Below are 24079 nucleotides of genomic sequence, written 5' to 3' on the forward strand. Positions count from 1 at the left end.
CTCGGCGGAACGTACGAGAGGGAGCGGATCAGCGGACCCGGTGGCCGAGGGCGAGCATCACGTCGAGCGCGGGCGCCCGGTCGGCGGCCTCGGCGAGCACGTCCTGCGCGATCGCCCACTCGTCGGGCCGCGTCTGGGCGTAGGGCCGCCAGCCGCGCACGACGATCAGCAGGCCGTCGTCGGCGGCCGTCCCCGGCCAGGTGCCGGGGTCGGCCAGGGAGTCGGCGAGGGCGTCCCAGTTGCGGCCGAACCAGTCGGGCAGCGCGAGGGCGCGCGCGACCCGGTCCATGAACTCCGCCTTGTCGGCGACGCCGTGGAGGTCCAGCGTGACGGAGTGGGGGCTCGTCATCTCAGTACCGCCCTGAACGATTCGTAGTGATCATCGGTGTAGTAGACCTCCCCCTCGCGCCCGGTGACCATGCGCCGCGCGCCGCGGTCCCGGGAACCCGGGGTCGGCACCGTGTACTCGTGGTAGTAGCCGCGCGCCTCGCGCGGCAGCAGCCCCTCGCGGTTCCCGAAGACGACGCCGTCCCTGCTGTAGGGGTAGGGGCCGCCCCGGTCGATGAGGTCGAGGGTGCGGCGGGCCTCGGCGGGCAGGGCGGCGGCCCTGACGGTGGACATGCCGTCGGCCCGCGCGGGGGCGGACGGGGCGCCGCTGGAGCGGGCGGAGGGGACGGCCGAGCCGGTGCCGGGCGCCGTCGAGCAGCCGGTGAGCAGGACGGCGAGCAGGCAGAGAAGGACTCGGGGGACGAACCTCGGCAGCATACGGTGATGCTGCCATGTCCGTCCCCGGGTGTCCGTGCGGCCGCCGCGCCCCGTCAGATCCCGTCCGGGTCCTCGCGGTTGAGCGCGGACTTCGGGGTGGTCCCCGTCGTCATCAGGACGTCGGCTGCGGAGGTGTCGGTGACCAGGCTGGTCACCAGGCCCGAGCGGAGCACGGCGTCGATCGCGGCGGCCTTGCGCGCCCCGCCCGCGATCGCCACCACCTCGGGGATGCGGCGGAGCTGGTCGGCCTTGACGGTGATGCACCGCTCGCCGAGGTCCCGGCCGACCCGGCGGCCCTCGCCGTCGAAGAGGTGCGCGGACATCTCGGCGGCGACCCCGAGCGAGGCGTAGTGGCCGCGCTCCTCGTCGCTGAGCATGTCGTGCACGGTGGAGATGCCCGGCTCCCAGGAGCCGATCGACACGCAGGCCACGGTGACCTTGTCGAAGTACTCGAAGGCGCGGGCGATCCCGGTCTGGTGGCGCAGCGCCGACGCGGTGGCCGCGTCCGGCAGCAGCATGGGCGCGTAGATGGGGTGCGCGTCGCCGCCGGAGACCTGGGCGGCCCGGCGGACCGCCTCCACCGAGCCGCGCTCGGCGGTGCCTGCGTCGTACACGCCCGTCAGCTGCACCACCGTGCACGGCGGCAGCCGGTCGAGCGCGGCGGCCATGTGGATGGTGGACCGGCCCCAGGCCAGGCCCAGCACGTCCCCCTCGGTGACCAGCTCGCCGAGCAGGTCGGCGGCCACCTCGCCGAGGTTCTCCGGGTCGGGCGACTCGTCGACGTCGGCCGGGGACTCGACGACGACGGCGTGCCGGAGGCCGTAGCGGGCGCGCAGCGCGTCCGAGCGCTCGGCGTCCAGTTCGGCCGGGACCCGGATCTCGATGCGGACCAGGTCTCTCTCCAGGGCCGTCTCCAGCACCCGGGCCACCTTGAAGCGGCTGACCCCGAACTCCTCCGCGATCTGGATCTTGGACTTGCCCTCCAGGTAGAAGCGGCGGGCCATGGCCGCCGCCTGCACCAGCTCAGCGGGTCCCATCCGCACTGCTGACCGGCCCGCCGACATACCCGACACGGCGTTCTCCTCACTGCTGTTCACGCTCTGGGTTCGCCGTTCATCCTCGCAGATCCGGCGCACTTGATTCGCCCCGATGGACGCCGTTCACGTACCCGTGGCTCAGTGGTCGCATCCCCAGGAGGCTCCGGCGGTCGCGGCGTCGGCACGGGCGCGCAGGGCGCGGACCGCCTCGGCCGGGTCGTCGGCGCCGTACACGGCGGACCCGGCGACGAAGACGTCGGCCCCGGCCTCGGCGCAGCGTTCGATGGTGGAGGCGGAGACCCCGCCGTCGACCTGGAGCCACAGGTCGAGGCCGTGCTTGCCGATCAGCTCACGGGTGCGGCGGATCTTCGGCAGCATGATGTCGAGGAACGCCTGGCCGCCGAAGCCCGGCTCCACGGTCATGATCAGCAGCATGTCCAGCTCGGGGAGCAGGTCCTCGTACGGCTCGACGGGCGTCGCCGGGCGCAGCGCCATGGACGCGCGGGCGCCCTTGGCCCGGATCTCCCGGGCCAGCCGTACCGGGGCGGCCGCCGCCTCCACGTGGAAGGTGACGGAGGAGGCCCCCGCCTCGACGTACTGCGGTGCCCACCGATCGGGGGCCTCGATCATCAGATGGCAGTCCAGCGGGGTCTCCGTCGCCCGCGCGAGGGACTCTACGACCGGCACTCCGAGCGTCAGGTTCGGCACGAAGTGGTTGTCCATGACGTCGACATGGAGCCAGTCGGCCCCCTCGACCGCCCGCGCCTCGTCGGCGAGGCGGGCGAAGTCCGCGGACAGGATGCTGGGGTTGATCTGGGCTGCCATGCTCCAAGCCTGCCATGTCCCGGCCCTTTTGTTGGCGCCGGTACGGACCCGGACCGCGGCAGGCGCGGTTCAGGCGCCGTCGCCCGTCCTGCGCAGGATCGCGAGGTACATCGCGTCGGTGCCGTGCAGGTGCGGCCAGAGCTGGACGTCGGGTCCCTCGCCGAGGTCGGGGACGCCGGGCAGCAGCGGCCTGGCGTCGACCAGCTCGGCGCCGCCGCGCTGCTTGAGGACGTCGTCGACGACCGCCCGGGTCTCCGCGAGGTGCGGGGAGCAGGTCGCGTAGGCGACGACGCCGCCGACCCGCACGGAGTCCAGCGCGGTGCGCAGCAGGGACCGCTGGAGCGGGGCGAAGCCGTCGAGGTCGGCCGGGCGGCGCCGCCAGCGTGCCTCGGGGCGGCGGCGCAGGGCGCCGAGCCCGGTGCAGGGGACGTCCATCAGGACGCGGTCGAAGGCGCCCGACCGCCAGGGCGGCCTGGTCCCGTCGGCGGCGATCACCTGGTAGGGCCCGGGGTTGCCGTCCAGCGCGCGGGCCACCAGCCCGGCCCGGTGCGGCTGCTTCTCGGAGGCGAGCAGCACGGCCCCGCGTTCGGCGGCGAGGGCGGCGAGCAGTGCGGCCTTGCCGCCGGGGCCGGCGCAGCCGTCCAGCCAGGCCCGGTCGGGCCCCTCGACCGGGGCGTTCGCCAGCGCGAGGGCGACGAGCTGGCTGCCCTCGTCCTGCACTCCGGCCCGGCCCTCCCTGACCGCCTCGACGGCGCCGGGCTCCCCGCCCTCGGAGAGCCGCACCGCGTACGGCGACCAGCGCCCGGCGACGGCGGCCTCCTCGCCGAGCAGTTCCTCGCGGGTGGAGCGGCCGGGGCGGGCGACGAGGGTGACCTCGGGGCGTTCGTTGTCGGCGGCCAGCAGCTCCTCGATGCCCGCCCGGCCGCCGCCGAGCGCGTCCCAGAGGGCGGAGACGACCCAGCGCGGGTGCGAGTGCACGACGCCGAGGTGGTCCTCCGGGTCCTCGTCGTAGGGCGGCGCGACCCGGGCGATCCAGCCGTCGAGGTCGTCCTGGGCGACCTTGCGCAGCACGGCGTTGACGAACTTGGCCCGTCCGTCGCCGAGCACCACCCGGGCCAGCTCGACGGCGGAGGAGACGGCCGCGTGGGTCGGGATCCTGGTGCCGAGCAACTGGTGCACGCCCAGGCTGATGACGTCCAGGACCGGCGGATCGACCTCGCGCAGCGGCCGGTCGACGCAGGAGGCGATGACGGCGTCGTAGGTGCCCTGGCGGCGCAGCGTCCCGTAGACCAGCTCGGTCGCCAGCGCGGCGTCCCGCCCGTCGAACTTCTCGGGCCCCTCCTTCTCGCGGGCCCGGCGCAGCAGCGGCGGGAGCACGAGGTTGGCGTACGCGTCCCGCTCGTCCACGGCCCGCAGCGCCTCGAAGGCGAGGATGCGGACGGGGTCCTTCTGGGGCCGACGGTAGGGCTTGCCGGGTCTGCGGGGCCGACGGGAGGTGTCGCTCACGGAAAAGGTGCTCCGGGTGTGGGTGGGGTGCGAGGGGCCTCCGGCCCCGCGCGCACGGCATACGCCCCCAGCGTACGTCCGGCCGCCGGGCACCACGCCTGCGGCGTCCGGGCCCGGGTCCGCTCCCCCGCCCCCGCGGCGGGTCAGCCGAGGAGCGTCTCCCCGTCGGCGATGCGCGCGCCCCGGGCCCAGTCCGCCGCACGCATCGGCTTCTTGCCCTGGGCCTGCACCCACAGCAGCTCGACGGCGTACGAGCCGGTGCCCGCGTGGACGCTGTTCTTGCCGACGGCGAGCTGTCCGGGCGCGAGGTCGGTGCGGTCCGGCACCGGCGTGACGTGGATGAGCTTGAGCCGCTCGCCCCGGAAGACGGTCCAGGCGCCCGGCGCGGGCGTGCAGCCGCGCACCACGCGGTCCACGCGCAGCGCGGGGGCGGCCCAGTCGAGCTGCCCGTCCTCGACGGTGATCTTCGGGGCGAGAGTGACGCCCTCGGCGGGCTGCGGGACCGCCTTCAGGGTGCCGTCCTCGATGCCGTCCATCGTGGCGGCGAGCAGCCCGGACCCGGCGAACGCGAGCCGGGTGAGCAGGTCGCCGCTGGTGTCGGTGGGCCGGATCTCCTCGGTGACGGTGCCGTAGACGGGCCCGGAGTCGAGTCCCTCCTCGATGAGGAAGGTGGAGGCGCCGGTGATCTCGTCGCCCGCCATGATGGAGTGCTGCACCGGCGCGGCGCCCCGCCAGGCGGGCAGCAGCGAGAAGTGCAGGTTGACCCAGCCGTGGACGGGCACGTCGAGCGCGACACGCGGCAGCAGCGCCCCGTACGCGACGACGGGACAGCAGTCGGGGGCGATCTCCCGCAGCCGGTCGAGGAACGCGGGGTCTCGCGGCTTCACCGGCTTGAGCACCTCGATCCCGGCCTCCTCGGCGCGCTCCGCCACCGGCGACGCCACCAGCCTGCGCCCGCGCCCGGCCGGCGCGTCGGGCCGGGTGACGACGGCGGCCACCTCGTGCCGCCCGGAGGCGATCAGGGCGTCCAGGGCGGGAACGGCGACCTCGGGGGTACCGGCGAAGACGAGCTTCATGGGTGGATACGGCCCTCTCGGAACATGGGGCGCACGGCGGGGCCCGCTCGGGGGACGGGGGCGACGCGCGGCTGACGGTGACGGCTGACGGCGGGTATGGACTGACGACGGGTGAGGACTGACGACGGGCGTCGGGTGACGGACGTCAGGTGACGGTTGACTGTGGGTGACGGGTGACGGGTGACGCCCAGTTTATGGCTGACGCCCGACGGCGGACGACCGCGGCCCGAGGCGTGCCCGGGGGCGTACGCATATGCCCTCACGCCCCCGATGCGTGACCAGCGGGTCGGTCCGGCGTTGGTCAAGAAAGAGTTGACCACAGCGGGCTGCGACCGCGCGGCCCGATCGTTTGCAACGCCGGTTCGAGAGGCTTCTTCATGGCCGACCACGCAACCCACGACGCCCAGGCTCGGGCCAGCCTGCACTTGCTGGTGCGGGACATCGAGCGGGTCCGTCGGCAGGTGGACGCACTGCGCACGCTCACCGCCCAACTGGGCAACGTCTACCGCCCGCGCCGCTCAGGACCCTCCACGGGCTTCGTCGTCTACGGACGCGCCCCCGCGCCCACGGTCCGCCTCGCGCAGGAGCTGCGGGACAGCGTCGAGACCCTGGTCACGGCCGCCGTCGACTTCGACCGCTCCCTCGGCTTCTCGTGGGACGCGGTGGGCTCGGCGCTGGGCGTCACCAAGCAGGCGGTGCACCGGCGGTACGGCGCCCGGCGCGCGGCGACGCAGGCCGCGGCGGACGCCGAGCGGACCACGGAGGCGGCGACGACCCGCACGATGAGCGTCACGCCCGCGCTGCCGCCGGTCCCGACGGTGCCCGCGGCCCGTTCGATGCCGACCCAGCCGACGTCGGGCAGCCCCGTCCTGCGCGAAGAGGCCAGGCCGACGGCGTTCCCCGGCCCCCGCAACGGCTGACCCACCGCACCGCCCCTGCCCTCCCACCCTCTGGGAGGGCAGTAGCATGCCGGGCCCCACCCACGGACGAGGCCCCCCGCACCGCTCTCCACCCCGTCCCCGCCGATACGGGGAATCAGCGCCCGGCGCCGGAGTTCACACGAGCCCGCCCGGACCCCCGGACCCCGCCCCCGGACCGGCGTCGGACCACCCCCGTCACCGCGGGCAGCGGCAGCGCCTCACCCGATGTCAGGGGGATCGACCCGCACCCGGACCGCCCCCGCGCCCGCCTCCCCCGACGCGGACGCGCCGCGTGCCGTCCGGGCCGCCTGGGCCGCCTTGAGGGCCGCGGCCAGCGCGGCGCCGCTGCCCGGCGGCACCCGGACCAGGGCCCGCTCCCACCGCTCGCCGGGAGGGGGCGCACCGACCCGCCGGGGACGCCCCGCCGAGGTGACGGGCAGCGGCACCGGGCCCAACACCTCGGCCTCGGCGGGCAGTTCCACCGCGGCGAGGAACGCGGACACCGCGTCCGGCGCCCCCGAGACGGCGGCCATCCGGGAGACCGGGGGAAAGCCCAGCTCGGCCCGCTCCCCCAGTTCGCGCACCGCGTGCCCGACGGGGTCCCAGCGCACCAGCGCCTGCACAGGCCGCAGGGTGGGCTCGGCGACGACGACCACGGTGCCGCCGACCGTCTGCGGCCGCACCAGCGCGGCCGCGCCGATCCAGCGCCGCAGGGCGTCCTCACCAGCGCGCAGGTCGGGCCGCCCGAGCATGGCCCAGCCGTCCAGGAGCAGCGCGGCCGCGTACCCGCCCTCGGCGACGGGCTCGGCGCCCGGGGTGCTGACGACGAGGGCGGGGGTGCCGGGCACGGTGTCGAGCACCTGCTCGCGCCCGGAGGTGCGCACCGGGACGGCGGGGAAGGCGCGGCCCAGCTCCTCGGCGGTGCGGCGGGCGCCGACGACCTGGGCGCGCAGCCGGAAACCGCCGCACTCGGGGCAGTGCCACTTCTCCTCGGGACGCCCGCACCAGCCGCAGGTGAGGGCGGCGGCGTCGGGGGCCTCCAGGGGACCGGCGCAGTGCCGGCAGCGGGCGGGCGCCCGGCAGGCGGCGCAGGCCATCCGGGGGACGTAGCCGCGCCGGGGCACCTGGACCAGCACGGGTCCGCTCCGCAGCCCCTCCCTGACGGCCTGCCAGGCGAGGGTGGGCAGCCGGGCGGCCCGCGCGGCCTCGTCGCGGGCGAGGTCGCCGTCGCCGACGGTGCGCACCAGCGGCGCGGCGGTGCGGACCCGGTCGCGGACGGCGACCAGCGGCCGGGCCCAGCCGGTCTCGACGAGCTGGGCGGCCTCCACCGTGCAGCTCCACCCGCCGAGCAGGAACCCGCAGCGGTCCTGGGCGGCGCGCAGCAGCAGCACTTCGCGGGCGTGCGGCTGCGGGGCGTGGGGTTCGCTGTGGCTGTCGTCGCCGTCGTCCCAGAGGGCGACCAGGCCGAGGTCCTGGACCGGCGCGAACATCGCGGCGCGGGTGCCGATGACGGCGTGCACCGCGCCCCGCCGCACGGCGAGCCACTGCCGGTAGCGCTTCTCGGGCCCGGCGTCGGCGGTCAGGACGGCGTGCCGCCCCTCGCCGAGCAGGGCGGTGAGGGCGGCGTCCACCCGGGCGACGGTCCTGCCGTCGGGCAGCACGACGAGGGCGCCGTGCCCGGAGGCGAGGGTGGCGGCGACGGCGCGGGCGAGTTCGTCGGCCCACTCAGGACCCGGCAGGGCGTTCCAGACGGCGCGCGGCGCGGCACCGGAGGCGAGCGCCTCGACGAACGCGGGCCCGTGCGCGTACCGCTCCCAGGACCCGGCGGCGGGCGGCGGGGCGGTGGCAGGGGCGCGGCGGACGGCCGCTGCTCGGCGCGGGCGTTGCGCGGCGGGACGGCGAGCTGGAGGACGTCGGCGAGGGAGCCCGCGTACCGGTCGGCGACGGCGCGGGCGAGCCCGAGCAGCTCCTCGCTGAGCACCCGCTCCGGGGAGACGACCTGGGCGAGGGCGGCGAGGGGGCCCGCGTAGTCGGACTCGGCACGGCGCTCGACGAGGAACCCGTCGATCAGGCCGCCGCCCTCGCGCCGCCCGCCCCGCACCCGGTGCCGCCCGGCCCCGAACCTGACCCGCACCCGCACCCCCGGCTGCGCGTCCGCGTCCAGCTCCTCGGGCACGGCGTAGTCGAAGTACCGGTCGAGGTGCAGCACCCCTTTGTCGACGAGCACCCGCGCGACGGGCAGCTCCCCGGCCAGCGCGGCCCCCCGCCAGGTCCGCGGCTTGGCCCGCGGCACCTTGGCGTCCCGCACACTCTCCCGGATCAACGCGAGCTGCTCGGGCGGCACCTTCCCCCCGCCCCCGCCACCCTGCCCGTCATCGCTGCTCACGCCTGCATTCTTACCAAACGGGACTGACATCGGGCCTGGGGGCGTCCGCCGCGGGCGGTCCTCCTGAACAGAGCGAGGCCCGGCGCCCCCCAAGGGCGCCGGGCCTCGCGGCGGGTGTGGCGGGTTACAGTCCCGCGGCCTCGCGCAGCGCGTCCACGCGGTCGGTGCGCTCCCAGGTGAAGTCCGGCAGCTCGCGGCCGAAGTGCCCGTAGGCCGCCGTCTGGGCGTAGATCGGGCGGAGCAGGTCGAGGTCGCGGATGATCGCGGCCGGGCGGAGGTCGAAGACCTCGTCGATGGCCTTCTCGATCTTCTCGGCGTCGACCTTGGCGGTGCCGAACGTCTCGACGAAGAGACCGACCGGCTCGGCCTTGCCGATCGCGTACGCGACCTGGACCTCGCAGCGGGCGGCCAGACCCGCCGCCACCACGTTCTTCGCGACCCAGCGCATCGCGTACGCGGCGGAGCGGTCCACCTTGGACGGGTCCTTGCCGGAGAACGCGCCGCCGCCGTGGCGGGCCATGCCGCCGTAGGTGTCGATGATGATCTTGCGGCCGGTCAGCCCGGCGTCGCCCATCGGGCCGCCGATCTCGAAGCGGCCGGTGGGGTTGACCAGCAGGCGGTAGCTGTCGGTGTCGAGCTTGATGCCGTCCTCGACGAGCGCCTTCAGCTCGGCCTCCACGACGAACTCGCGGATGTCGGGGGAGAGCAGCGACTCCAGGTCGATGTCGCTCGCGTGCTGCGAGGAGACCACGACCGTGTCGAGCCGGACGGCCTTGTCGCCGTCGTACTCGATGGTGACCTGCGTCTTGCCGTCGGGGCGCAGGTAGGGGATGGTGCCGTTCTTGCGGACGTCCGAGAGGCGCTTGGAGAGGCGGTGCGCGAGGAAGATCGGCAGCGGCATCAGCGTCGGCGTCTCGTCCGTCGCGTAGCCGAACATCAGGCCCTGGTCGCCCGCGCCCTGCTTGTCCAGCTCGTCCTCGTCACCCTCGACCCGGGACTCGTACGCCGTGTCCACACCCTGCGCGATGTCGGGGGACTGCGAGCCGATGGACACCGACACGCCGCAGGAGGCGCCGTCGAAGCCCTTCTTCGAGGAGTCGTAGCCGATCGAGAGGACCGTGTTGCGGACGAGGGTCGCGATGTCCGCGTAGGTCTTGGTGGTGACCTCTCCGGCGACGTGCACGAGGCCGGTGGTGATCAGCGTCTCGACGGCGACGCGGGACGAGGGGTCCTCTCGCAGCAGCGCGTCGAGAATGGTGTCGCTGATCTGGTCAGCGATCTTGTCGGGGTGACCCTCGGTCACGGACTCCGAGGTGAAAAGGCGACGGGACACAACGCTCCCTGGGGTTGCAGCGGCTGCTGGCTGATCATGGGCGGACGGTACGGGGGCTGCGCCCGGCCACGTCCGAGAACAGTTTATCGGTCGCGCTCGGTCAACGGTCCCCCTGTCTTGCCCCTAGGGACGGCTGTGACCTGCGGCACGGGCATTGTGCACATCCCGAGCGGCGTTGGCCAGGCTCGCCACACCCGTCGGGAGAAGGTTCGGCAGGACCGGGGAGACGCAGGAAACCGTCAGCGGAGCCGGTCCGCCACCAGGTCCCAGACGATTTCGGCCAAAGCCTCCTTGGGGCCGTGCGGCACGGGCGTCTCGGTGCCGTCCGCGCCCAGGACCAGCGCTTCGTTCTCTTCGGACCCGAAGGTCCTGCGCTCCCCCACCTCGTTGACCACGAGCAGGTCGCAGCCTTTCCTGGCCAGCTTGGCGCGGCCGTTGGCCAGCACGTCGTCGGTCTCGGCGGCGAAGCCGACGACCACCTGGCCGGGGTGGGCGCGCTCCGCGGAGATCTCCGCGAGAATGTCCGGATTACGCACCAGGACGACCGGTTCGGGGTCCTGGCCGTCCTTCTTCTTGATTTTTCCGGCCGCGTAGGTCTGCGGACGGAAGTCGGCGACGGCGGCGGCCATGACCACGGCGTCCGCGTCGGCGACCGCCTTCAGCACGGCCTCGCGCAGCTGCACGGCGGTGCCGACCTGGACGACGTCGACGCCCGCCGGGTCCGGCAGCCCGGTGTTGGCGGCGAGCAGTGTGACCCGGGCCCCGCGCGCGGCGGCGGTCCGGGCGAGGGCGTAGCCCTGCTTGCCGGAGGAGCGGTTGCCGAGGAAGCGGACCGGGTCGAGCGGTTCGCGGGTGCCGCCCGCGCTGACCACGACATGGCGCCCGGCGAGGTCGGGTGCGGTGACGCCGCGGGCGAGGACCCGGCGGCAGACCTCGAAGATCTCGGCCGGGTCGGGCAGCCGCCCCTTGCCGGTGTCGACACCGGTGAGGCGGCCGACGGCGGGTTCGACGACGACGGCTCCGCGGCGGCGCAGCGTGGCCACGTTCTCCCGGACGGCGGGGTGCTCCCACATCTCCGTGTGCATGGCGGGCGCGAAGACGACCGGGCAGCGGGCGGTGAGCAGGGTGTTGGTGAGGAGGTCGTCGGCGAGGCCGTGGGCGGCTCTGGCGAGCAGGTCGGCGGTGGCCGGGGCGACGACGACCAGGTCGGCGTGCTGCCCGATGCGCACGTGCGGGACCTCGTGGACGTCGTCCCAGACCTCGGTGGCGACGGGGTTGCCGGAGAGGGCGGACCAGGTGGCGGCGCCGACGAAGTGCAGGGCGGAGGCGGTGGGCACGACCCGTACCTCGTGTCCCGACTCGGTCAGTCTGCGCAGCAGCTCACAGGCCTTGTAGGCGGCGATGCCACCGCTGACCCCCAGGACGACCTTGGGCTTGTCCACCGTCTCTCCCCTGATCCGTGCGACTCCGCGACGCGGCGGCGTTCACCCTCCATGACACACCACAGGCCCGGCAGTCGCGCTGCCGGGCCTGCGGACAGGACGTCGTCGAGCGGGTGGTGCTACTGGGCGGGGCCTTCGACGGCCTCGGACGTCAGCAGACCCGCGTTGATCTCGCGCAGGGCGATCGAGAGCGGCTTCTCGTGGACGTGGGTGTCGACGAGGGGACCGACGTACTCGAGGAGGCCCTCACCGAGCTGCGAGTAGTACGCGTTGATCTGGCGGGCCCGCTTCGCCGCGTAGATCACGAGGCTGTACTTCGAGTCCGTGGCCTCGAGGAGCTCGTCGATCGGCGGGTTGATGATGCCCTCGGGCGCGGAGATGGAAGAGGACACGCTCTACCTTCCGATGGATGGGAAAGATTCGGGGAGTGTGATCAGCACGATCACGATCACACAACGTCCATCAAGGCTAGCAGCTCACGCGCCACGTCCTCGACGGAGGTGTTGACCAGCGTCATGTCGAACTCGGGCTCGGCCGCCAGTTCGATCTTCGCCGCGTCCAGCCGGCGCTCGATCACCTCGGGCGGCTCGGTGCCCCGGCCGGTCAGCCTGCGCACCAGCTCCTCCCAGGAGGGAGGGGCCAGGAACAGCAGCCGTCCGTCGGGCATGGTCTCGCGGACCTGGCGGGCGCCCTGGAGGTCGATCTCCAGGAGGACCGGCACCCCGGACTCCAGGTGCTCGAGCACCGCCGCGCGCGGCGTGCCGTAGCGGTTGCCGGCGAACTCGGCCCACTCCAGCAGCTCGCCGTTGGCGATCAGCTTGTCCATCTCCTCGTCGCTGACGAAGAAGTAGTGGACGCCGTGCTGCTCGCCGGGGCGGGGCTTGCGGGTCGTCGCCGACACCGAGAGCCAGACCTCGGGGTGTTCCTTGCGCATATGGGCGACGACCGTGCTCTTGCCGACCCCGGAGGGGCCGGAGAGCACGGTCAGCCGCGGACGTACGTCCGGGGGCTCGGGGGTCGTCCCCCGGAATGTTGCAGCCATGCAGCGATTATTCCAGCAATCCCGGAGTGCCCGGGACTCCCGGGTCCGGACCGGCCGGACTCAGGAGCCGGTGCTGCCGAACTCACGCTCCAGGGACGCGATCTGGTTCGAACCGAGACCCCGCACGCGGCGGCTCTCGGAGATGCCCAGTCGCTCCATGATCTGCTTGGCGCGGACCTTGCCCACGCCCGGCAGTGACTCCAGCAGGGCGGAGACCTTCATCTTGCCGATGACGTCGTTCTCCTGGCCCTGCTTGATGACCTCATGCAGGGAGGCGCCGGAGTGCTTGAGTCGATTCTTGACCTCGGCCCGCTCCCGGCGAGCCGCGGCGGCCTTTTCGAGCGCGGCTGCGCGCTGTTCAGGGGTAAGGGGCGGAAGAGCCACGCCTACGTCACCTCGGATGTCGAACTGTCGGATACGGACCGGTGAGGAACCTAGTCGCCCCACACCTGGCGAGCCACGAGCAACACGCTCGCCCGTTGACTCTCGTCGGAGACTAGCGGGCAAGGGCGCCAGAGTCAGCGAGAACAGCGGAAAAGTCCTGGTCAGCCTCTGTCAGGCCCGACATTCAGGACATATGGACCAGGATGTGGGGGCGGAATCGGACGCGGGCCGATCCCGGGCCACTCATCGGAGGACTCCACCGACCAGCTCGAACGCCCGCGACGACCGTCGCGAAAGCCTCATACGGCACGCGCGCCCCCTCACGCGCGCGTGCCGTCGTCAGTGGCGCTCCTCACACCGCCGCGAGGACGGCCCTGATCTCGTCCGCGAACCGGTCGGCGGCCGACCGCAGCGCCCCCGCGTCCGGACCGTGGCGCAGGACGCCCCGGCTGACGCTGGGGACGACGTCCCGCACGGCGGACCCGAACACGGCGGGCAGATCGGCCGCGGTGGCGCCCTGCGCGCCGACGCCGGGCGCCAGCAGCGGGCCGTTGATCGCGAGGTCGTAGGAGGACAGGTCGCCCAGGGTGGCGCCGACCACCGCGCCGAAGGAACCGAGCGGCTCCTCCCCCGCGTTCTCGGCCGCCAGGTGCGCCAGCATCGTCGCGCCGACGTCCCGGCCGTCGGCCCGCACCGCGCGCTGCACCTCGCCGCCCTCCGGGTTGGAGGTGAGGGCCAGCACGAAGAGCCCGGTGCCGGTCCGCCGGGCCAGCTCCACGGCGGGGGCGAGCGAGCCGTAGCCGAGGTACGGCGAGACCGTGAGCGCGTCCGAGAACAGCGGCGAGTCCGGGTGCAGGAAGGTCTCGGCGTACCCGGCCATGGTGGAGCCGATGTCGCCCCGCTTGGCGTCGGTCACGACCAGCGCCCCGGCCGCCCGCGCCTCCTGGACGGTCCGCTCCAGGACGGCGACGCCGCGCGAGCCGAACCGCTCGAAGAAGGCGCTCTGCGGCTTGAGGACGGCGACCCGGTCGGCGAGGGCCGCCACGACCGTGCGGCTGAACCGCTCGAGACCGGAGACGTCGTCGGTCAGGCCCCAGCCGGTGAGAAGGGACGCGTGCGGGTCGATGCCCACGCAGAGCGGCCCGCGGGTGTCCATGGCGTGGCGCAGCCGGGCGCCGAAGGGGGCGGGGGCGGTCATGCGGCGGCCTTCCTGACGTCGGCGCCGACCGCGTCGGCGAGGGTGGCGTACGGGCTGGTGCGCAGGCGGGCGGCGAGGCCCTTGTGGACGGCGCGGGCCCAGAACGGCCCCTCGTAGACGAAGGCGCTGTAGCCCTGCACGAGGGTGGCGCCGGCCAGGATGCGCTGCCAGGCGTCCTCGGCGTCCCGGACACCGCCGACGCCGACCAGCGTGACGCGGTCGCCCACGCGCGCGTAGAGGCGTCGCAGGACCTCGAGGGAGCGTTCCCCGAGGGGCGCGCCGGAGAGGCCGCCGGTCTCCGCGACCAGGGCGGGGTCGGAGGTGAGGCCGAGTCCGTCGCGGGCGATGGTGGTGTTGGTGGCGATGATGCCGTCCAGGCCGAGTTCGACGGCGAGGTCGGCGACCGCGTCGACGTCCTCGTCGGCGAGGTCGGGGGCGATCTTGACGAGGAGCGGGACCCGGCGGCCGGGGACCGCGCGGCCCGCGGCCTCGCGCACGGCCGTCAGCAGCGGGCGCAGCGCCTCGGTGGCCTGCAGGTCGCGCAGTCCGGGGGTGTTGGGCGAGGAGACGTTGACGACCAGGTAGTCGGCGTGGGGGGCGAGCCGCTCGGTGGACGTGACGTAGTCGGCGACCGCGTCGGCCTCGGGGACCGCCTTGGTCTTGCCGATGTTGACGCCCACGACGGTCCTGAAGACCGCCTCGCGGGAGGCGAGCCGGGCGGCGACCGCCAGCGAGCCGTCGTTGTTGAAGCCCATGCGGTTGATCAGCGCCCGGTCGGGGACCAGCCGGAACAGCCGCTTGCCCGGGTTGCCCGGCTGCGGCTGCCCGGTGACGGTGCCGATCTCGACGTGGTCGAAGCCGAGCATCGTCATGCCGTCGACGGCGACCGCGTTCTTGTCGAAACCGGCGGCGAGCCCGAACGGGCCGTGCATCCGCAGTCCGAGGGCCTCGGTGCGCAGCTCCTCGTGGCGGGGGGCGAGCGCGGCGGCGAGGAAGGTGCGCAGCACCGGGATCCGGGCGGCGAGGCGGATCCAGCGGAAGGCGAGGCGGTGGGCGGCCTCGGCGTCCATCCGCCGGAAGACGAGGGAGAAGAAGATCCTGTACATGGTGTCCTCATGACGAGGGGGACACCGTTTCCGGTGTCCCCCTGTCGGCTGCTAGTCGCGGGCCGCGGTCAGGTGTTCGGCGTGTTCCTGGAGCGAACGGACGCCCACGTCGCCGTGGTGGAGGGCGTCGATGCCCTGGACGGCGGCGGCGAGCGCCTGCACCGTCGTCAGGCAGGGGACCGACCGGGCCACGGCCGCCGTGCGGATCTCGTAGCCGTCGAGGCGGCCGCCGGTGCCGTACGGGGTGTTGACGATCAGGTCGACCTCGCCGTCGTGGATCAGCTGGACGATGGTCTTCTCGCCGTTGGGCCCGGTGCCCTCGGACTGCTTGCGCACCATGGTGGCGTTGATGCCGTTGCGCTTGAGGACCTCGGCGGTGCCGGAGGTGGCGAGCAGCTCGAAGCCGTGGGCGACCAGCTCGCGCGCCGGGAAGATCATCGACCGCTTGTCGCGGTTGGCGACCGAGATGAACGCGCGGCCCTTGGTGGGCAGCGGGCCGTAGGCGCCCGCCTGCGACTTGGCGTACGCCGTGCCGAAGACGGAGTCGATGCCCATGACCTCGCCGGTGGAGCGCATCTCCGGGCCGAGGACGGTGTCCACGCCCCGGCCGCGGACGTCGCGGAACCGCGACCACGGCATGACGGCCTCCTTGACGGAGATCGGCGCGTCGTAGGGCAGGTCGCCGCCGTCGCCGCGGGCCGGCAGGAGGCCCTCGGCGCGCAGTTCGGCGACGGTCGCGCCCAGCGAGATGCGGGCGGCGGCCTTGGCCAGCGGCACGGCGGTCGCCTTGGAGGTGAAGGGGACCGTGCGGGAGGCGCGCGGGTTGGCCTCCAGGACGTAGAGGATGTCACCGGCGAGCGCGAACTGGATGTTGATCAGTCCGCGGACGCCGACACCGCGCGCGATGGCCTCGGTGGAGGTGCGCAGCCGCTTGATGTCGAAGCCGCCGAGGGTGATCGGGGGCAGCGCGCACGCCGAGTCGCCGGAGTGGATGCCGGCCTCCTCGATGTGCTCCATGACGCCGCCGAGGTACAGCTCCTCGCCGTCGTACAGGGCGTCGACGTCGATCTCGATGGCGTCGTCGAGGAAGCGGTCGACGAGGACCGGCCGGGAGGGGCTGATCTCGGTCGACTCGTCGATGTAGGAGGCGAGGCGGGTCTCGTCGTAGACGATCTCCATGCCGCGTCCGCCGAGGACGTACGAGGGGCGTACCAGGACCGGGTAGCCGATCTCGTCGGCGATGGCCTTGGCACCGGCGAAGGTGGTGGCGGTGCCGTGCTTGGGGGCGGGCAGTCCGGCCTCGGCGAGCACCCGGCCGAAGGCGCCGCGGTCCTCGGCGGCGTGGATGGCCTCGGGCGAGGTGCCCACGATCGGCACGCCGTTGTCCTTGAGCGCCTGCGAGAGGCCGAGCGGGGTCTGGCCGCCGAGCTGGACGACGACACCGGCGACCGGGCCCGCCTGCTGCTCGGCGTGGACGATCTCCAGCACGTCCTCCAGGGTGAGCGGCTCGAAGTAGAGCCGGTCGGAGGTGTCGTAGTCGGTGGAGACGGTCTCCGGGTTGCAGTTGACCATGACGGTCTCGAACCCGGCGTCGGAGAGCGCGAAGGAGGCGTGGACGCAGGAGTAGTCGAACTCGATGCCCTGGCCGATGCGGTTGGGGCCCGAGCCCAGGATGATGACGGCGGGCTTCTCGCGCGGGGCGACCTCGTTCTCCTCGTCGTAGGACGAGTAGAAGTACGGGGTGCGCGCGGCGAACTCGGCGGCGCAGGTGTCGACCGTCTTGTAGACGGGGCGGATGCCCAGCGCGTGCCGCACCTCGCGGACGACGTCCTCGCGCAGGCTGCGGATCTCGCCGATCTGCTGGTCGGAGAAGCCGTGCCGCTTGGCCTCGGCGAGCAGCTCGGGCTCCAGCTTGTCGGCGGCGGCCAGCTCGTCCGCGATCTCCTTGATCAGGAAGAGCTGGTCGACGAACCAGGGGTCGATCTTCGTGTACGCGAAGACCTCCTCGGGCGTGGCACCGGCGCGGATGGCCTGCATGACGGTGTTGATGCGTCCGTCGGTGGGCCGCACGGCCTCGGCGAGCAGCGCGTCCTTGTCGCCGGGCTCGCCGACGAAGGTGAACTGGCTGCCCTTCTTCTCCAGCGAGCGCAGCGCCTTCTGGAACGCCTCGGTGAAGTTGCGGCCGATGGCCATGGCCTCGCCGACCGACTTCATGGTCGTGGTCAGCGTGGAGTCGGCGCTCGGGAACTTCTCGAAGGCGAACCGCGGAGCCTTGACGACGACGTAGTCGAGCGTGGGCTCGAAGGAGGCCGGGGTCTCCTGGGTGATGTCGTTCGGGATCTCGTCGAGGGTGTAGCCGACGGCGAGCTTGGCGGCGATCTTGGCGATCGGGAAGCCGGTCGCCTTGGAGGCGAGCGCGGAGGACCGGGAGACGCGCGGGTTCATCTCGATGACGATGACCCGGCCGTCCTCGGGGTCGACCGCGAACTGGATGTTGCAGCCGCCGGTGTCGACGCCGACCTCGCGGATCACGGCGATGCCGATGTCGCGCAGGGTCTGGTACTCGCGGTCGGTGAGCGTCATCGCGGGGGCGACGGTGATCGAGTCGCCGGTGTGGACGCCCATCGGGTCGAAGTTCTCGATGGAGCAGACGACCACGACGTTGTCGTTCTTGTCGCGCATCAGCTCCAGCTCGTACTCCTTCCAGCCGAGGATGGACTCCTCCAGGAGCACCTCGGTGGTCGGGGAGAGCGTGAGGCCCTGTCCGGCGATGCGGCGCAGCTCCTCCTCGTCGTGGGCGAAGCCGGAACCGGCGCCGCCCATGGTGAAGGAGGGGCGCACGACGACGGGGTAGCCGCCGAGGGTGTCGACGCCCTGGAGGACGTCGTCCATGGAGTGGCAGATGACCGAGCGGGCGGACTCGCCGTGGCCGATCTTGCGGCGGACGGCCTCGACGACGCCCTTGAAGAGGTCGCGGTCCTCGCCCTTGTTGATGGCCTCGACGTTGGCGCCGATCAGTTCGACGCCGTACTTGTCGAGCGTTCCGGCCTCGTGCAGCGAGATCGCCGTGTTGAGGGCCGTCTGGCCGCCCAGGGTGGGCAGCAGGGCGTCCGGGCGCTCCTTGGCGATGATCTTCTCGACGAACTCCGGGGTGATCGGCTCGACGTAGGTGGCGTCGGCGATCTCCGGGTCGGTCATGATCGTCGCCGGGTTGGAGTTGACGAGGACGACCCGCAGGCCCTCGGCCCGCAGGACGCGGCACGCCTGGGTGCCGGAGTAGTCGAACTCCGCGGCCTGGCCGATGACGATCGGACCGGAGCCGATGACCAGGACGGACTGGATATCGGTGCGCTTAGGCACGCTGGCCCTCCATCAGGGAGACGAAGCGGTCGAACAGGTAGGCGGCGTCGTGCGGGCCCGCTGCCGCTTCGGGGTGGTACTGGACGCTGAAGGCAGGCCGGTCGAGCAGCCGCAGCCCCTCCACCACGTCGTCGTTGAGGCAGACGTGGGAGACCTCGGCGCGGCCGAAGGGGGTCTCGGAGACCCGGTCGAGGGGGGCGTCGACGGCGAAGCCGTGGTTGTGCGCGGTGACCTCGACCTTGCCGGTGGTGCGGTCCTGCACCGGCTGGTTGATGCCGCGGTGGCCGTACTTCAGCTTGTAGGTGCCGAAGCCGAGGGCCCGGCCCAGGATCTGGTTGCCGAAGCAGATGCCGAAGAGCGGGGTGGAGCGCTCCAGGACGGCGCGCATCACGGCGACCGCGTGGTCGGCGGTGGCGGGGTCGCCGGGACCGTTGGAGAAGAACACGCCGTCGGGGGCGACCGCGTAGACGTCCTCGGCGGTGGCGGTGGCGGGCAGCACGTGCACCTCGATGCCGCGCTCGGCCATCCGGTGCGGGGTCATGCCCTTGATGCCGAGGTCGACGGCGGCGACGGTGAACCTCTTCTCGCCGACCGCGGGGACCACGTAGCTCTCCCGGGTGGCGACCTCGGCGGAGAGGTCGGCGCCGGTCATCTCGGGGGCCTGCCGGACCTCGGCGAGCATGCTGTCGTCGTCCGGGAGGGCGGTCCCGGAGAAGATGCCGACGCGCATGGCACCGCGTTCGCGCAGGTGGCGGGTGAGGGCGCGGGTGTCGACGCCGGAGATGCCGACGACGCCCTGGTTGCGCAGCTCCTCGTCGAGGGAGCGGCGGGAGCGCCAGTTGGACGGCACGCGCGCGGGGTCGCGCACGACGTACCCGGCGACCCAGACGCGGCCCGACTCGGGGTCCTCGTCGTTGACGCCGGTGTTGCCGACGTGCGGGGCGGTCATCACGACGACCTGGCGGTGGTACGACGGATCGGTGAGGGTCTCCTGGTAGCCGGTCATGCCGGTGGAGAACACGGCTTCGCCGAACGTGACCCCCACGGCCCCGTAGGCACGGCCGCGGAAGATCCGGCCGTCCTCCAGGACGAGTACGGCGGGAGTCTTGTCAGCTCCCCTGGTGGAGGTTGTCATCGTGCGCCTTCCGTCTTGTTGATGATCTGGTTCAGGGCGTCGGCCCACTCGGTGTGCTCGGCCGCCCGGTCCGAGCGGAACCCGGAGTCGATCAGCCGCTCGCCGTGCTCCCACGTCACCACCAGCAGCCCGCCCTCGGTGAGGACCTTGCCCGCGATGCCCTTGTCGAGCCGGGCCTCGCGCAGCCGGTCGAGCGGCACGAAGAAGTCGCGGGCGCCGGGGCGCACGACGTCGAGCCCGGCGTCGGTCAGGGTCAGCTCGACCCGGCTGCGGGTGCCGAGGCCGTGCGCCACGATGCGGTCGAGCCACTGGCCGGCGGTGGTGGAGCCGTGGTAGCGGCCGTTCATGGTCAGTCTCGCCGCACCCGGCGCTGCGGGCGCGGTGGGCAGCTCCGGCAGGTCGCCCTGGAGGGTGCCGCGCCATTTCCAGCCCTCGCGCATCAGCCAGTAGACGAGCGCGACGAAGAGCGCGAGTCCGACGAGCCAGCCGAGCCGGGCGGCCCAGTCGGTGACCTCGGCCGACTTCTTCTCGGCCGCGAGCAGGATGAGAGGTGTCACGTGAGCTTCCCGTCGACGAGCGTGGCCTTGCCCCGCAGCCAGGTGTGCGTCACACGGCCCGGCAGCTCGCGCCCCTCGTAGGGGGTGTTCCGGCTGCGCGAGGCGAAGCCCGCGGGGTCCACCGACCCACGGTATGCCGTGTCGACGAGTGTGAGGTTGGCGGGCTCACCAGCCGAGACGGGACGGCCGTGGCCCTCCGCCCGGCCGATCTCGGCGGGCTTGACGGACATCCGGTCGGCGACCCCGGCCCAGGTGAGGAGCCCGGTGTCCACCATGGTCTCCTGCACCACCGCCAGCGCGGTCTCCAGGCCGACCATGCCCATGGCGGCGGCGGCCCACTCGCAGTCCTTGTCCTCGTGCGGGTGCGGGGCGTGGTCGGTGGCGACGATGTCGATGGTGCCGTCGGCGAGCGCCTCGCGCAGGGCCAGCACGTCGCGCTCGGTGCGCAGCGGCGGGTTGACCTTGTAGACGGGGTTGTAGGTGCGCACCAGTTCGTCGGTGAGCAGCAGGTGGTGCGGGGTGACCTCGGCGGTGACGGCGATGCCGCGAGACTTGGCCCAGCGGACGATCTCGACGGAGCCCGCGGTGGAGAGGTGGCAGATGTGGACGCGGGAGCCGACGTGCTCGGCGAGCAGGACGTCCCGGGCGATGATCGACTCCTCGGCCACCGCGGGCCAGCCGCCGAGGCCCAGCTCGGCGGAGACGACGCCCTCGTTCATCTCGGCGCCCTCGGTGAGCCGCGGCTCCTGCGCGTGCTGGGCGACGACGCCGCCGAAGGCCTTCACGTACTCCAGGGCGCGGCGCATGATCACGGCGTCGTGGACGCACTTGCCGTCGTCGGAGAAGACGGTGACACCGGCCGCGGACTCGTGCATGGCGCCCAGCTCGGCGAGATTCCTGCCCTCCAGGCCGACGGTGACGGCGCCGATCGGCTGGACGTCGCAGTAGCCGTGGTCGCGGCCGAGCCGGTACACCTGCTCGACGACGCCCGCGGTGTCGGCGACCGGGAAGGTGTTGGCCATCGCGAAGACGGCCGTGAACCCGCCGGAGGCGGCGGCGCGGGTGCCGGTCAGCACGGTCTCGGAGTCCTCGCGGCCGGGCTCGCGCAGATGCGTGTGCAGGTCGACGAGGCCGGGCAGCAGCACCTTGCCGTCGGCCTCGACGACCTCGGCGCCGTCGGCGGAGAGGCCGGTGCCGACCTCGGCGATCGTTTCGCCGTCGATCAGGACGTCCTGCGGGTCGTGGCCGAGCACCTTCGCACCGCGGATCAGGATCTTGCTCATCGGTCGGACTTCTCCTCGGTGCGGGTGTGGGTGACGGCGGGCTCGTTGCCGCCGAGCAGCAGGTACAGGACGGCCATCCGGATGGAGACGCCGTTGGCGACCTGCTCGACGACGGTGCAGCGGTCGGAGTCGGCGACCTCGGCGGTGATCTCCATGCCGCGGACCATCGGCCCGGGGTGCATCACCACGGCGTGCTCGGGCATCCGGGCCATCCGGTCGCCGTCGAGTCCGTAGCGGCGCGAGTACTCGCGCTCGGTCGGGAAGAACGCGGCGTTCATGCGCTCGCGCTGGACGCGGAGCATCATCACCGCGTCGGACTTGGGCAGGACGGCGTCGAGGTCGTAGGAGACCTCGCAGGGCCAGCTCCCGACGCCGACCGGCACCAGGGTGGGCGGGGCGACCAGGGTGACCTGGGCGCCGAGGGTGTGCAGCAGGTCGACGTTGGAGCGGGCGACCCGGCTGTGCAGGATGTCGCCGACGACGGTGATGCGCCGCCCGCCGAGGTCCTGGCCCAGTCCGGCGTCCCGGCCGACCAGGCGGCGGCGCATGGTGAACGCGTCCAGCAGCGCCTGGGTGGGGTGCTGGTGGGTGCCGTCGCCCGCGTTGATGACGGCGGCGTCGATCCAGCCGGAGTTGGCGAGCCGGTAGGGCGCCCCGGAGGCGCCGTGCCGGATGACCACGGCGTCGACGCCCATGGCCTCCAGGGTCTGGGCGGTGTCCTTCAGGGACTCGCCCTTGGAGACGCTCGACCCCTTGGCGGTGAAGTTGATGACGTCCGCGGACAGGCGCTTCTCCGCGGCCTCGAAGGAGATCCGGGTCCTGGTCGAGTCCTCGAAGAAGAGGTTGACGACCGTCCGGCCGCGCAGGGTCGGCAGCTTCTTGATCGGCCGGTCGGCGACCCGGGCCATCTCCTCGGCGGTGTCGAGGATCAGGACGGCGTCGTCGCGGGTGAGGTCGGCGGCCGAGATGAGATGACGCAGCATCTGTCAGGCTCCGTAAGGCAGTTCAGGAATGAGGAGATTCCGGGCAGGCGAAGGCGCGGCACACCGCGAGGTGGTGTGCCGTCGGTCCGCTACGGGTTCTGCTTCACACCGAGCAGCACGGTGTCGCGACCGTCCTCCTCGGCGAGCAGCACCTTGACCGTCTCCCGCAGCGACGTGGGGAGGTTCTTGCCGACGTAGTCGGCGCGGATGGGCAGTTCGCGGTGGCCCCGGTCGACGAGGACGGCGAGCTGGACCGCGCGCGGGCGCCCGATGTCGTTCAGGGCGTCCAGGGCGGCGCGGATGGTGCGGCCGGAGAAGAGCACGTCGTCGACGAGGACGACGAGGCGGCCGTCGATGCCGTCGCCGGGGATCTCGGTGCGGGCCAGCGCGCGCGGCGGGTGCATCCGCAGGTCGTCGCGGTACATGGTGATGTCGAGGGAGCCCACCGGGACGGTGCGGCCGGTGATCTCGGCGAGCTTCTCGGCGAGCCTGCGGCCGAGGAAGACGCCCCGGGTCGGGATGCCGAGCAGCACCACGTCCTCGGCGCCCTTGGCGCGTTCGACGATCTCGTGCGCGATGCGGGTCAGCACCCGCGCGATGTCGGGGCCCTCGAGGACGGGCCGGGCGTCGGCGGGCCCGGAGCCACCGCTTCGCGGGGTGTCCTGGTCCTGCCGCGGGTTCTGCGTGTCCTGCGTGTCCATGGGAAACGGACCTCCTTCTCCGCCTCACGGGACGGACCTTAAAGGACGTCGGATTTGCGCCATCCACGGTAGCAGGCCCCACCGTGCCCCCGATTCACCCCCCTGGAGTAATCGGCCATGGCTGTCGCGGAAGCATCGGTGTGGACCATTCGGCTTGACGCACGAGAGTCACGCTGCGTAACCTCACAGTGAGTTACCAGACGCGCGGCACGGAAACCAGGCCGCTCCGCGCGACACAGTGTCCGGGGAGCTATATGTCCAGCGAATACGCCAAACAGCTCGGGGCCAAGCTTCGGGCCATCCGCACCCAGCAGGGCCTTTCCCTCCACGGAGTCGAGGAGAAGTCGCAGGGACGCTGGAAGGCCGTCGTGGTCGGTTCGTACGAACGCGGCGACCGCGCCGTGACCGTGCAGCGCCTGGCCGAGCTGGCGGACTTCTACGGCGTTCCGGTGCAGGAGCTGCTGCCGGGCACCACTCCGGGCGGAGCCGCCGAGCCGCCGCCCAAGCTGGTCCTCGACCTGGAGCGGCTGGCCACGGTGCCGGCCGAGAAGGCGGGCCCGCTCCAGCGCTACGCGGCGACGATCCAGTCCCAGCGCGGCGACTACAACGGCAAGGTGCTGTCGATCCGCCAGGACGACCTGCGCACACTGGCCGTCATCTACGACCAGTCCCCCTCGGTCCTCACCGAGCAGCTGATCAGCTGGGGTGTGCTGGACGCGGACGCGCGCCGCGCCGTCGCCACGCACGACGAGGGCTGACCCGCTCCCCGCTTGAGAAGAAACGTGTCACCGGGGTGACCGGAACTTGACGGTTCCGGCCGCCTCGGTGGCTTTTTTCATGGGCCACGGGTGCCCGCGGAGGCACCCGGGACGCGAGAGGCGCCCCAGCCGCCGTCTCCCCCGCCACGGGCCCTGGGCGCCCGTCCGCGGCCCCGGAGACCCCTGTGCCGCCCGAGGCGCACCGGGACGAGCGCGAGGACGACGCGCGGCCGGTACGGGTCACGGGGGCGTGCGCGGGCGCGCCGGGCGGCGGGCGGTGGG

The 24079-nt window shown here is 73.1% G+C and carries 21 protein-coding genes and 1 pseudogene; 2 read left to right on the forward strand and 20 right to left on the reverse strand.

Going from position 1 to position 24079, the window contains the following annotated elements:
• Positions 1-28 precede the first annotated feature (28 nt).
• From GA0115242_RS11585 to fmt, 6 genes are all read right to left on the reverse strand, one after another.
• The gene (locus tag GA0115242_RS11585) at positions 29-349 is read right to left on the reverse strand and encodes a barstar family protein (RefSeq protein ID WP_093827344.1); all 321 of its coding nucleotides are present in this window, start codon (positions 347-349) and stop codon (positions 29-31) included.
• Positions 346-765 carry a ribonuclease domain-containing protein gene (locus GA0115242_RS11590; protein WP_093827345.1) on the reverse strand — a complete coding sequence of 140 codons (420 nt, stop codon included), beginning with the start codon at positions 763-765 and terminating at the stop codon, positions 346-348. Before GA0115242_RS11590 ends, GA0115242_RS11585 begins: the two co-directional genes overlap by 4 nt.
• A 53-nt stretch (positions 766-818) precedes the next feature.
• The gene (locus GA0115242_RS11595; protein ID WP_093827347.1) at positions 819-1862 is read right to left on the reverse strand and encodes a sugar-binding transcriptional regulator; all 1044 of its coding nucleotides are present in this window, start codon (positions 1860-1862) and stop codon (positions 819-821) included.
• Between the two features lie 78 nt (positions 1863-1940).
• Positions 1941-2627, reverse strand: coding sequence for a ribulose-phosphate 3-epimerase (gene rpe, locus GA0115242_RS11600; protein ID WP_093827350.1), 687 nt, complete (start codon positions 2625-2627; stop codon positions 1941-1943).
• A gap of 69 nt (positions 2628-2696) precedes the next feature.
• The gene (locus tag GA0115242_RS11605; protein WP_093827351.1) at positions 2697-4133 is read right to left on the reverse strand and encodes an RsmB/NOP family class I SAM-dependent RNA methyltransferase; all 1437 of its coding nucleotides are present in this window, start codon (positions 4131-4133) and stop codon (positions 2697-2699) included.
• Positions 4134-4276: 143 nt separating this feature from the next.
• Positions 4277-5209: a methionyl-tRNA formyltransferase gene (fmt, locus tag GA0115242_RS11610; protein WP_093827352.1), complete on the reverse strand. Its 933-nt coding sequence runs from the start codon at positions 5207-5209 to the stop codon at positions 4277-4279.
• Positions 5210-5586: 377 nt separating this feature from the next.
• On the opposite strand from fmt, the gene GA0115242_RS11615 reads away from it, so the two are divergent.
• Complete coding sequence (locus tag GA0115242_RS11615) at positions 5587-6129, forward strand: hypothetical protein (RefSeq protein WP_093827354.1); 543 nt, start codon at positions 5587-5589, stop codon at positions 6127-6129.
• Between the two features lie 218 nt (positions 6130-6347).
• Here the strand turns inward: GA0115242_RS11615 and GA0115242_RS11620 are convergent.
• From GA0115242_RS11620 to pyrR, 14 genes and pseudogenes are all read right to left on the reverse strand, one after another.
• Positions 6348-8515: pseudogene (locus GA0115242_RS11620) on the reverse strand (primosomal protein N').
• Between the two features lie 124 nt (positions 8516-8639).
• Positions 8640-9848, reverse strand: coding sequence for a methionine adenosyltransferase (gene metK / locus GA0115242_RS11625; protein ID WP_093827356.1), 1209 nt, complete (start codon positions 9846-9848; stop codon positions 8640-8642).
• Between the two features lie 239 nt (positions 9849-10087).
• On the reverse strand, positions 10088-11290 hold the full coding sequence (coaBC, locus tag GA0115242_RS11630; RefSeq protein ID WP_093827358.1) for a bifunctional phosphopantothenoylcysteine decarboxylase/phosphopantothenate--cysteine ligase CoaBC: 1203 nt from the start codon (positions 11288-11290) through the stop codon (positions 10088-10090).
• A gap of 119 nt (positions 11291-11409) precedes the next feature.
• Positions 11410-11682: a DNA-directed RNA polymerase subunit omega gene (gene rpoZ, locus GA0115242_RS11635; RefSeq protein ID WP_003988945.1), complete on the reverse strand. Its 273-nt coding sequence runs from the start codon at positions 11680-11682 to the stop codon at positions 11410-11412.
• A gap of 56 nt (positions 11683-11738) precedes the next feature.
• Positions 11739-12332, reverse strand: coding sequence for a guanylate kinase (gmk, locus tag GA0115242_RS11640; protein ID WP_093827360.1), 594 nt, complete (start codon positions 12330-12332; stop codon positions 11739-11741).
• 60 nt (positions 12333-12392) lie between these two features.
• Positions 12393-12716 (reverse strand): integration host factor, encoded by a 324-nt coding sequence (locus tag GA0115242_RS11645; protein ID WP_003977346.1) that lies wholly within the window; start codon positions 12714-12716, stop codon positions 12393-12395.
• Positions 12717-13068: 352 nt separating this feature from the next.
• Positions 13069-13914 carry an orotidine-5'-phosphate decarboxylase gene (gene pyrF, locus GA0115242_RS11650; protein WP_093827362.1) on the reverse strand — a complete coding sequence of 282 codons (846 nt, stop codon included), beginning with the start codon at positions 13912-13914 and terminating at the stop codon, positions 13069-13071.
• A complete protein-coding gene (locus GA0115242_RS11655; RefSeq protein ID WP_093827364.1) occupies positions 13911-15020 on the reverse strand; it encodes a quinone-dependent dihydroorotate dehydrogenase in 1110 nt (369 codons plus the stop codon). The genes pyrF and GA0115242_RS11655 overlap by 4 nt, the downstream gene beginning before the upstream one ends.
• A 51-nt stretch (positions 15021-15071) precedes the next feature.
• Positions 15072-18380 carry a carbamoyl-phosphate synthase large subunit gene (carB, locus tag GA0115242_RS11660; RefSeq protein ID WP_093827366.1) on the reverse strand — a complete coding sequence of 1103 codons (3309 nt, stop codon included), beginning with the start codon at positions 18378-18380 and terminating at the stop codon, positions 15072-15074.
• On the reverse strand, positions 18373-19515 hold the full coding sequence (gene carA, locus GA0115242_RS11665; protein ID WP_093827368.1) for a glutamine-hydrolyzing carbamoyl-phosphate synthase small subunit: 1143 nt from the start codon (positions 19513-19515) through the stop codon (positions 18373-18375). Before carA ends, carB begins: the two co-directional genes overlap by 8 nt.
• A complete protein-coding gene (locus tag GA0115242_RS11670) occupies positions 19512-20072 on the reverse strand; it encodes a PH-like domain-containing protein (RefSeq protein WP_093827370.1) in 561 nt (186 codons plus the stop codon). Before GA0115242_RS11670 ends, carA begins: the two co-directional genes overlap by 4 nt.
• Positions 20069-21355 carry a dihydroorotase gene (locus GA0115242_RS11675; protein ID WP_093827372.1) on the reverse strand — a complete coding sequence of 429 codons (1287 nt, stop codon included), beginning with the start codon at positions 21353-21355 and terminating at the stop codon, positions 20069-20071. Before GA0115242_RS11675 ends, GA0115242_RS11670 begins: the two co-directional genes overlap by 4 nt.
• Positions 21352-22338 (reverse strand): aspartate carbamoyltransferase catalytic subunit, encoded by a 987-nt coding sequence (locus GA0115242_RS11680; RefSeq protein WP_093827374.1) that lies wholly within the window; start codon positions 22336-22338, stop codon positions 21352-21354. Before GA0115242_RS11680 ends, GA0115242_RS11675 begins: the two co-directional genes overlap by 4 nt.
• Positions 22339-22427: 89 nt before the next feature.
• Positions 22428-23039, reverse strand: a complete 612-nt coding sequence (gene pyrR, locus GA0115242_RS11685; RefSeq protein WP_093827376.1) for a bifunctional pyr operon transcriptional regulator/uracil phosphoribosyltransferase PyrR — start codon at positions 23037-23039, stop codon at positions 22428-22430.
• Between the two features lie 254 nt (positions 23040-23293).
• On the opposite strand from pyrR, the gene bldD reads away from it, so the two are divergent.
• Entirely contained in the window at positions 23294-23797 is a 504-nt protein-coding gene (bldD, locus tag GA0115242_RS11690) for a transcriptional regulator BldD (RefSeq protein ID WP_003988955.1), read from the forward strand.
• Positions 23798-24079 lie beyond the last annotated feature (282 nt).

Origin of the sequence: Streptomyces sp. SolWspMP-5a-2, assembly GCF_900091845.1 — a bacterium.
In the GTDB taxonomy this organism is placed as follows: domain Bacteria; phylum Actinomycetota; class Actinomycetes; order Streptomycetales; family Streptomycetaceae; genus Streptomyces; species Streptomyces doudnae.